This window comes from Blastopirellula marina DSM 3645 (assembly GCF_000153105.1).
In the GTDB taxonomy this organism is placed as follows: domain Bacteria; phylum Planctomycetota; class Planctomycetia; order Pirellulales; family Pirellulaceae; genus Blastopirellula; species Blastopirellula marina.
In genome coordinates this window covers 3148-11927 of the sequence record NZ_CH672376.1, presented here as the reverse complement: position 1 = coordinate 11927, position 8780 = coordinate 3148, and the positions used below count along the sequence as shown (strand labels likewise).

Sequence of the window (8780 nt, the reverse complement as noted above, 5' to 3'; positions counted from 1 at the left end):
TCGGAATTCTCGCGATTTTTGCCGCCGGGGATCGATCTGGGTTCGACCCGTTGCCACTATACAGACGTCCCCTAGAATAGAGAGTTTCGCTGAACTTTCGCCCGAATCGACGCATGGATGGGCCCTTATGCCGGTAACCGATATCGAGATCAAAGGCGCTCGCGAGCATAATCTGCGCGACGTCTCTCTCGTTCTTCCCCGGAACAAGCTGATCTGCCTGACCGGCGTCAGCGGCAGCGGCAAAAGCTCGCTGGCGTTTGACACCGTCTACGCCGAAGGTCAGCGCCGATACGTCGAGAGTCTCTCAAGCTATGCGCGCCAGTTCATGGGGCAAATGCCCAAGCCCGAGGTCGACTACATCGGCGGGCTCACTCCGTCGATCTCGATTTCGCAAAAGACGACCGGCAATAATCCGCGCAGCACCGTCGGCACAATCACCGAGATCAATGATTTCCTCCGCATTCTGTTCGCTCGGATCGGCAAAGGACATTGCAACGAGTGCGGCAAGGAGCTGACGGCTCAAACGAAAGAACAGATTCTCGAGCACATCCTCGGGATGGAGAAAGACTCGCAGATCGTCATCCTCGCGCCGCTGATCCGCGGTCAAAAAGGTGAGCATCGCGATCTGTTTATCGATCTGCTGAAGCAGGGTTTCGTCCGGGCGCGCGTCGACGGCAGGATTATCAATCTGACGGATGATCTGATGCTCGATCGGCAGTTGCGGCACAACGTCGAGCTGGTCGTCGATCGCTTGACGATCACGCAGAGCGTCCGCGGCCGCTTGGCGGAAGCGGTCGAACTGGCGATGAAAATGGGGGACGGCAGCCTGATCATCGCTCCTCGTGTGGAGGAAGACGAAGAAGAAGCCGAAGCTCCTGAAACCCCCGCCAAAAAGACCCGCACGCGGAAGAAGCAGAAAAAGAACGAAGTCGCCGGCGACATGATGTTCTCGGTCGACTATGCCTGCGTCGATTGCGGCGTTTCGTTTGATCCCCCGACGCCGCAGTTATTCAGCTTTAACAGTCCGCATGGGATGTGTCCTGTTTGCGACGGTCTGGGGCAGATCTACACATTCGATCCCGAGCTGCTTGTCCCCGACGTGACCCTCACCTTCAAAAAGGGGGCGATCGAAATTTTGGGCAAGTGGACCGATCTGGGCCGCTGGAAGCGCCATATCTATAAAGGGGTCGCCGAAACGATGGAGCGCAAGCTCAATCTCGACGCCGGCGCGTTTCTCGATACTCCTTGGCGCGACATGGACGAAAACGTCAAGCAGATCCTGCTGCATGGCGCCGGCGAGCAACATATTACCTTTACGTGGCGCGCTGGATCGGCGCCGCAAAAGTATGGCGGAACCTACGACGGCATCGTGCCGGAGATGCTAGAGAAGTACCGCAACAGCAACTCCAAGCCGCAAATTCGCCAGCTTGAAAAGTATATGTCGACGGTCGGCTGCCCCGAATGCGGCGGACAGCGACTGAACGCCCAAGCGCGGTTTGTCAAACTAGGATCCACCAGCAAAGCCTTCACGGACAAGCCGGTCCTCTCGCTGCCGGAAGTGTCGGAGCTAGCGATTCAAGACGCGACCGAGTTCTTCGCGCATCTGGATCTCGACGCGATGTCGCAAAAGATCGGCGCCGAAGCGATCAAAGAAGTCCGAGGGCGGCTCGGCTTTTTGGAGAATGTCGGTCTCGAATATCTGACGCTCAGCCGCACCGCGCCAACCCTCTCGGGCGGCGAGTCGCAGCGCATTCGTCTGGCCGGCCAAATTGGCTGCGGCCTGGTCGGCGTGACCTACATCCTGGATGAGCCGTCGATCGGTCTGCATCCCCGTGACAACGACCGCTTGCTGGCGACTCTCAATGATCTGCGCGACCTGGGCAATACGGTGTTGGTCGTCGAGCATGACGAAGACACGATGCGCGTCGCCGATCATGTGATCGACTTTGGTCCCGGCGCCGGCGTCCGCGGCGGATTTATTGTCGCCCAAGGTTTGGCCGAAGAGATCGCCGCCAACCCAGATAGCGTCACCGGTCGATTTTTGGCCGGTACCGAAAAGATCGACGTTCCTGAGACGCGGCGGCATATCGGGGAGAAAAAGCTGACGATCGTCGGCGCCGCCGAAAACAACCTGAAGAACGTCAACGTCGAGATTCCGCTCGGCGGCTTCGTCTGCGTGACCGGCGTCAGCGGCAGCGGCAAAAGCAGCGTCGTCAACGACATCCTGGTCGAAGCGCTCCGCCGCGATCTGAATCACGGTCTCGGCGAACCGGGCGCCCATGAGCGGATCGATGGCCTCGAGCATCTCGACAAGATGATCGCGATCGACCAATCGCCGATCGGGCGAACGCCGCGCAGCAACCCGGCGACGTACATCAAGGTCTTTGACGATATCCGCAATCTGTTTGCGCAGCTTCCCGAGTCGCGCCGCCGCGGCTACAAGCCGGGACGCTTTAGCTTTAACGTCGACGGCGGGCGTTGTTCGGCCTGCGAAGGGAACGGCGCCAACAAGCTGGAGATGGACTTCCTGGCCGACATCTGGGTCACTTGTCCTGTCTGCGAAGGGCATCGCTTCAACCGCGAAACGCTGGAAGTCCGCTTCAAAGAAGCGTCGATTTCCGACGTGCTGGAAATGGACGTGCAGGAAGCGCTGAAACTGTTCGAGAACGTTCCGACGATCGCGCACAAACTGCAAACGCTGCATGACGTCGGTCTCGACTACATCAAGCTGGGGCAACCTTCGCCCACGCTCTCTGGCGGCGAAGCCCAGCGCATTAAGCTGGCCAAAGAACTGGTCAAGCGCAGCACCGGCCGCACGCTGTACTTGCTGGACGAACCGACAACCGGACTGCACTTCGCCGACGTAAAGATGCTGCTAAAAGTGCTGCATGCCTTCGCCGAGCAAGGGAACACCGTACTGGTGGTCGAGCACAATCTGGATGTGATCAAGACCGCGGACTGGCTGATCGACATGGGGCCCGAAGGGGGCTCAACCGGCGGCCATGTCGTCGCCTGCGGAACGCCGGAAACCGTCGCGGATGTCGCCGAGTCGCACACGGGTCAAGCGCTCAAAGCGATCTTGGCCGGCAAGCAAAGCCGCGCCGTGACCGAGATCAAGCGAGCCGCCAAAGCGGCCCAGCATAAGCGCGATCAAAAAGCGGCCAAGGTGATCGATGTCCGCGGCGCCAATATGCACAACCTGAAAAATGTCGACGCCCAAATCGACCGCGAGAAGATGACCGTCTTTTGCGGACCGAGCGGCAGCGGCAAAAGCTCGTTGGCGATGGACACCATCTATGCCGAAGGACAGCGCCGCTATGTCGAAAGCCTGAGCGCCTACGCGCGGCAGTTTGTCGGCCAAATGCAAAAGCCGCGCGTCGATCATATCGAAGGGCTATCGCCGGCGATCGCGATCGAACAAAAGAACTTGGGCAACTCGCCGCGGTCGACCGTCGGGACGGTGACCGAGATCTACGACTATCTCCGCGTCATGATGCCGCGGCTTGGTACGCCATATTGTCCCGACTGCGAAATTCCGATCAGCACGCAGACCTCGTCGATGATCACCGACAAGATCTTGACCGAGCCCCCCGAAACCAAGCTGTTTCTGATGGCGCCGATCACGCTGGAAGTCGGCCAGCAATACGCTGAACTATGGGAAGACCTGAAAACGACCGGCTATCAGCGCATCCGCGTCGACGGCGTCGTCCACACGCTCGACAAACCGCCGAAGGTCGATCGCCGCCGGCATCATGATGTGGAAGTGATCGTCGACCGGATTTCGGTCAAAGAAGAATCGCGTACCCGCATCGCCGACAGCGTCGAAAATGGGCTCAGTCTTGGCGCCGGATTCCTGCATGTCGCTTATGTCGACGAAAAAATGCCGGAGCATCGCTGGCGCGTGAAGCGTCACAGCCAAAAGCTGTCCTGCGGCAATTGCGACCGAAGCTTCGATCAGCTATCGCCCCACAACTTTTCGTTTAACAGCCAACTGGGCTGGTGTCCTGACTGCGAAGGGCTGGGCACGCAAACCGGCGCCGATCCGACGGCGCTGCTGAGCGATCCCAAGCTGACGCTCCGCGAAGGGGCGCTGAAACTGTGGCCCGGCGTGCAGCACGACATCTCGCTGCTGATGCTCGAAGCGCTTTCGGCCGGCGCCGGAGTTCCGCTCGACACGCCGTTCGAGCGGCTCAGCAGTCGCCATCGTCGCGTGCTGCTGCACGGCACCGCCGACCAATGGTTTGACGTCCACTCTGGCGAAGATCAGGCCCAGCGACCAATTTTCCGTTTTCAGTTCAAAGGTTTGTACCCGGCCCTCGAAGAAGCGTCGCGACTGTCGCAAGCCTTCCGCATGCAGCTGGAAAGCCTAGTCGCCGAAGTCGAATGCACCACTTGCTGCGGCAGTCGCCTGCGTGACGATACGTCGGCGGTTCGCTTTCGCGATCAAACGGTGCTCGACATCTGCAGCATGCCGATGGGGATGTTGCTCGAATTTATTCAAGGTTGGAAGCTGAAAAAGCGGGAAACGAAAATCGCCGGCGAGATCGTCCGCGAACTCGAAAACCGCGTCCAGTTTCTCTGCGACGTGGGACTCGAGTACCTCACGCTGCGGCGCACCGCGCCGACGCTCTCGGCCGGCGAAGCGCAACGCATTCGACTGGCCAGTCAGCTCGGCAGCGGCCTGTGCGGCGTCCTCTATGTCTTGGACGAGCCGACGATCGGGCTGCATCCCCGCGACAATCGGCGTTTGCTCGCCGCCCTGCATCGCCTGCGCGATCTGGGCAACACGTTGATTGTGGTGGAGCATGATCACGAAGTGATCGAAGGGAGCGACAAGTTGCTCGACTTCGGTCCTCAGGCAGGCGTTAACGGCGGCACGATTGTCGCCTCGGGGACTCCCAAGCAGGTCGGCAAGAACAAGGACTCGGTCACCGGTCCCTATATCAGCGGCAAGAAAGCGATTTCGGTTCCGTCGAATCGACGGATGCCTTCGATCCGCAAGCTGGCGGCCCAGGGAGAGCCGTTCGATTTCACCTCGCCCAGCGGCGACTGGCTCGAAGTCGTCGGCGCGCGGCACAACAACTTGCACAACATCAATGTTCGTTTACCGCTTGGCGCGCTAATCGCGATCGCCGGTCCCAGCGGCAGCGGCAAAAGCAGCTTGATGCAAGAGGTGATTTACAACTCGCTGGCCCGCACGCTGCATCGCGCTTCGACCACGCCGGGCGCGCATGATGCGATTCGCGGCATCGAAGCGATCAACAAAGTGATCCGCGTCGATCAGCAGCCGTTAGGCAACTCGCCCAGCTCCAACGCGGCGACCTACACCGGCGTCTTTGACGTCATCCGCGATCTCTTTTCGCAACTTCCCGAAGCCAAGCTTCGCGGCTACACGCCGCGTCGATTCAGCTTTAACGTCGAAGGGGGACGTTGCGACGTCTGCGAAGGGATGGGGCAAAAATGTATCGAGATGCACTTCTTGCCAGACGTCTGGGTCACCTGCGAAACGTGCGACGGCCATCGCTACAACGAAGAAACCCTGTCGGTCCGCTATCACGGCCAATCGATCGCCGATGTTCTGGAGATGCCGATCGGTCAGGCCGTCACGCTGTTCGAGAACATCCCCAAGATTCGCCGCATCTTACAGACGCTGTGCGATGTCGGTCTCGACTATGTGACGCTCGGTCAACCGGCGCCGACGCTTTCTGGCGGTGAAGCCCAGCGCGTCAAACTAGCCGCCGAACTGGCGCGCCCCGATACCGGCAAGACGCTTTACCTACTCGACGAACCGACGACCGGTCTCCACTTTGAAGACCTCCGCAAATTGCTCGACGTTTTCCATCGCCTGGTCGATCTGGGCAACACGGTCGTCGTGATCGAACATAATCTGGACGTCATGAAACAGGCCGACTGGATCCTGGAGATTGGTCCAGAAGCCGGCGCCGACGGAGGTCGACTCGTCACCGCCGGAACACCCGAAGATGTGGTCGACTACAGCAACGCGTTCGACAAAGGGGAAGAGCCGTATCGCTCGCACACCGGCGAAGCGCTCAAGCCCTATTTGGCCGCCGGACCGTACGAAGAACGCGGCTCGTTCGATCCTTCGAAAGCCGAAGACGAGCGCGAAGGAGACATGGACATCGCCGACGTCGGCCGCGCCACCAAGATGCCGTGGGAGATGGACGGTCGCCGCTGGCACACCAAGGATCGAGTCGGCCGCACCGGCGAAGCTTGCAACTGGGACGGCAATATCCTCTCGGCGGTCGTCGATCGAATTATCGATATCGGCGAGTTCAGTGATATCAATTGGAACTCGCGCACCATCGTTGAGATTTCGGGACTGAAAAAGAGCGACGGCTGGTTCTTTCATGCGATCACCGGCGAAACCTGGCTGCTGAAAATGAAGTTTCGCGTTCATAAAGGAACGTTCGATCGCATGGAGTTGCCGAGTCGCTTGGCCTTGCCGACGCTGAACGAACTGGAAGATCTGCCGATCTACAGCAACGAGCCCCGCGTCAAAGTGAAGAACCTCCGCGGACCGTTCCAAGAGATCGAAATTCGCGCTCATACGTATGAAGAAGTGAACCGCTCCGAATTTTGGGAGTTTCTCGAACAAGCGGTCGCCGGCTTCGACAAATACCTGAGTCTGCTCACGCAAAACGTCGAAGATCATATGCCCTGGAAAAAGCTGGGCGAGAAATGGCATCTGTCGCGCAAAGGTTTTCCGCCAGGCAAAAACGCCCAGTGGGACGCCAACGTGCTGGAAGATCTGCTGTCGTTGCTGATGGAGACGGCTGACGACGCCGAGATCTTGTGGAACAACCAGATGATCGTCAACGTCATGGCGGCCGGCGTCAGCGGTTCCTGGGCCAGCGTCACCAGCAAACGCCCCGAAGACGTCCGCCTGACGATCCGCGTCCCCCGCGGCTCCGTCGCCTTGGGACGGATCGCCGGACTTGGACAAGAGCCTGACATCGACGCCAAGCCGGACGGCGACGTGGTGAAGATCCACTTCCGCACGACCGAAGATCTCGAAAAAGGAGATCTGTCCGAGTTCCTGCAGGAAACCCTGCAGGCCATCGCCGACGCCAACGGGCAGAAGAAGCTGTTCTAAGCAGAAAAGCGGAAACGGGAAAGCCGAAAGCGGAGGAAGAGAAGTTTGGTCACTGGAGGCCCTTGATCCCAGCGTCCCATTCTCTGCCGATCCAGACCGATTTCCCTCGGCTCGCTCAACAGGCGATGGCCACACCCTTCTTGCGCCGCTTTCCGCCGCTGCTAGCAGCGCCCAACATCCCTTGCGTCAAACACGCGGCGGCAAGTATAAGTCGCCCCCTAACCATCCGCGGCGGCGGAGGGTCTTGTTTCGTAGAGGGAGCTGACGACATGTTGCGAACCACACTGCTGCTGGCGACCGCCTGCTTGATCGCCGCAGGCGGATGCACGACGACTCCGCTGATGTTCGGCAAGTCGCTCGCCAAAGAATTGGTCGAAGAGAACCTGTCGATCGTCCAGCGTCGCGTCAGCGAAGAGATCCCCGGCGACACGCCGCAAGAGACCGCGCTCGCGGCGCTGGAACGGATGGGCTACGACTGCAAGATCGAGCACGCCGAGAAGTTCGTCTACCACAAACCGCTGGCCGACGGTTCGCTGGTCCCGGTCGAACTCTACAAGCGCGACTTCATCCAGTGCAGTTACACGCAAAAACATTATTGGGCTGAGGAAGATACGACCACCTTCGCCATCCTGCTAGAAAACGGCCGAGTCGAACGGATCCTGGTCAACTGGGAAGCCGACATTGCAGATATCGCCCAGGTCGATGTGAATCTGAAGACGCGATAGCGATCGGAAGATCGGTAGCGAGCAGGGCGTTACTTTCTTTTGGCGCCCGAATTGCAACTCTTGTCTTCTATCTGAGGACCACGGACGGCGTGCGCCTGTTCGGAATGCCCAAGCCAGGAGTGAACCGCGATGAATCTCGAAAACAAAGTTGCCTGGATCACAGGCGCAGCTTCTGGCATTGGCCGTGCGACTGCGCTGTTGTTTGCTCGACAGGGCGCCAAGGTCGCGTTGCTGGACTTGGACGAAGCGGGACTGACCACGCTCGCGGACGAGATCACATCGCTCGGGGGGCAACCATTGCCGCAAGTCGTTAATTTGCGCAGTCCCGAGCAAATGGAAAGCGCCGCGGCCGAAATCATCGCCCAGTGGGAACGTCTCGACATTGTCATCGCCAACGGCGGCGTCAATGGAACCTGGGCGCCGATCGAAGATCTCTCGCTCGACGAATGGAACGCAACGCAAGAGATCAACCTGCGCGGCGCATTCCTGACGCTCAAATACGCGATTCCCCATTTGAAAAAACAGGGAGGAAGCGTCGTGATCACTTCTAGCGTCAACGGGACGCGGATCTTCAGCAACGCCGGCGCTACCGCTTATTCGTGCAGCAAAGCGGCGCAAGTGGCGCTGGCGAAAATGGCCGCGTTGGAATTGGCCGAGCAGCGCATTCGGGTCAACGTCATCTGTCCGGGCGCGATCGAGACCGATATCGATGATTCGACGCGCAAGCGTGATCTAGAAGAAATCCGTGAACCGGTCGAATTTCCCGAAGGAAAAATTCCCTTAACCGACGGCCTGCCGGGAACCGCATTGCAAGTCGCTGACCTGATGCTGTTTCTCGCCTCTGACTCGGCGAGTCATATCACCGGCACCGAGATTTGGATCGACGGCGCCCAGTCGTTGCTGCAAGGTTAAGCAAGAGAGTGGGTTCGAGAGAAAAGGGG

The 8780-nt window shown here is 59.4% G+C and carries 3 protein-coding genes; all 3 read left to right on the top strand.

Annotation, left to right across the window (positions count from 1 at the left end; genetic code table 11):
• Positions 1 to 127 precede the first annotated feature (127 nt).
• Positions 128 to 7114 carry an excinuclease ABC subunit UvrA gene (gene uvrA / locus DSM3645_RS01615; protein ID WP_002650236.1) on the top strand — a complete coding sequence of 2329 codons (6987 nt, stop codon included), beginning with the start codon at positions 128 to 130 and terminating at the stop codon, positions 7112 to 7114.
• A 269-nt stretch (positions 7115 to 7383) separates the two neighbouring features.
• Positions 7384 to 7839: a hypothetical protein gene (locus DSM3645_RS01610; protein WP_002650235.1), complete on the top strand. Its 456-nt coding sequence runs from the start codon at positions 7384 to 7386 to the stop codon at positions 7837 to 7839.
• A 129-nt stretch (positions 7840 to 7968) separates the two neighbouring features.
• Positions 7969 to 8751, top strand: coding sequence for an SDR family oxidoreductase (locus DSM3645_RS01605; RefSeq protein ID WP_002650234.1), 783 nt, complete (start codon positions 7969 to 7971; stop codon positions 8749 to 8751).
• Positions 8752 to 8780: the final 29 nt, after the last annotated feature.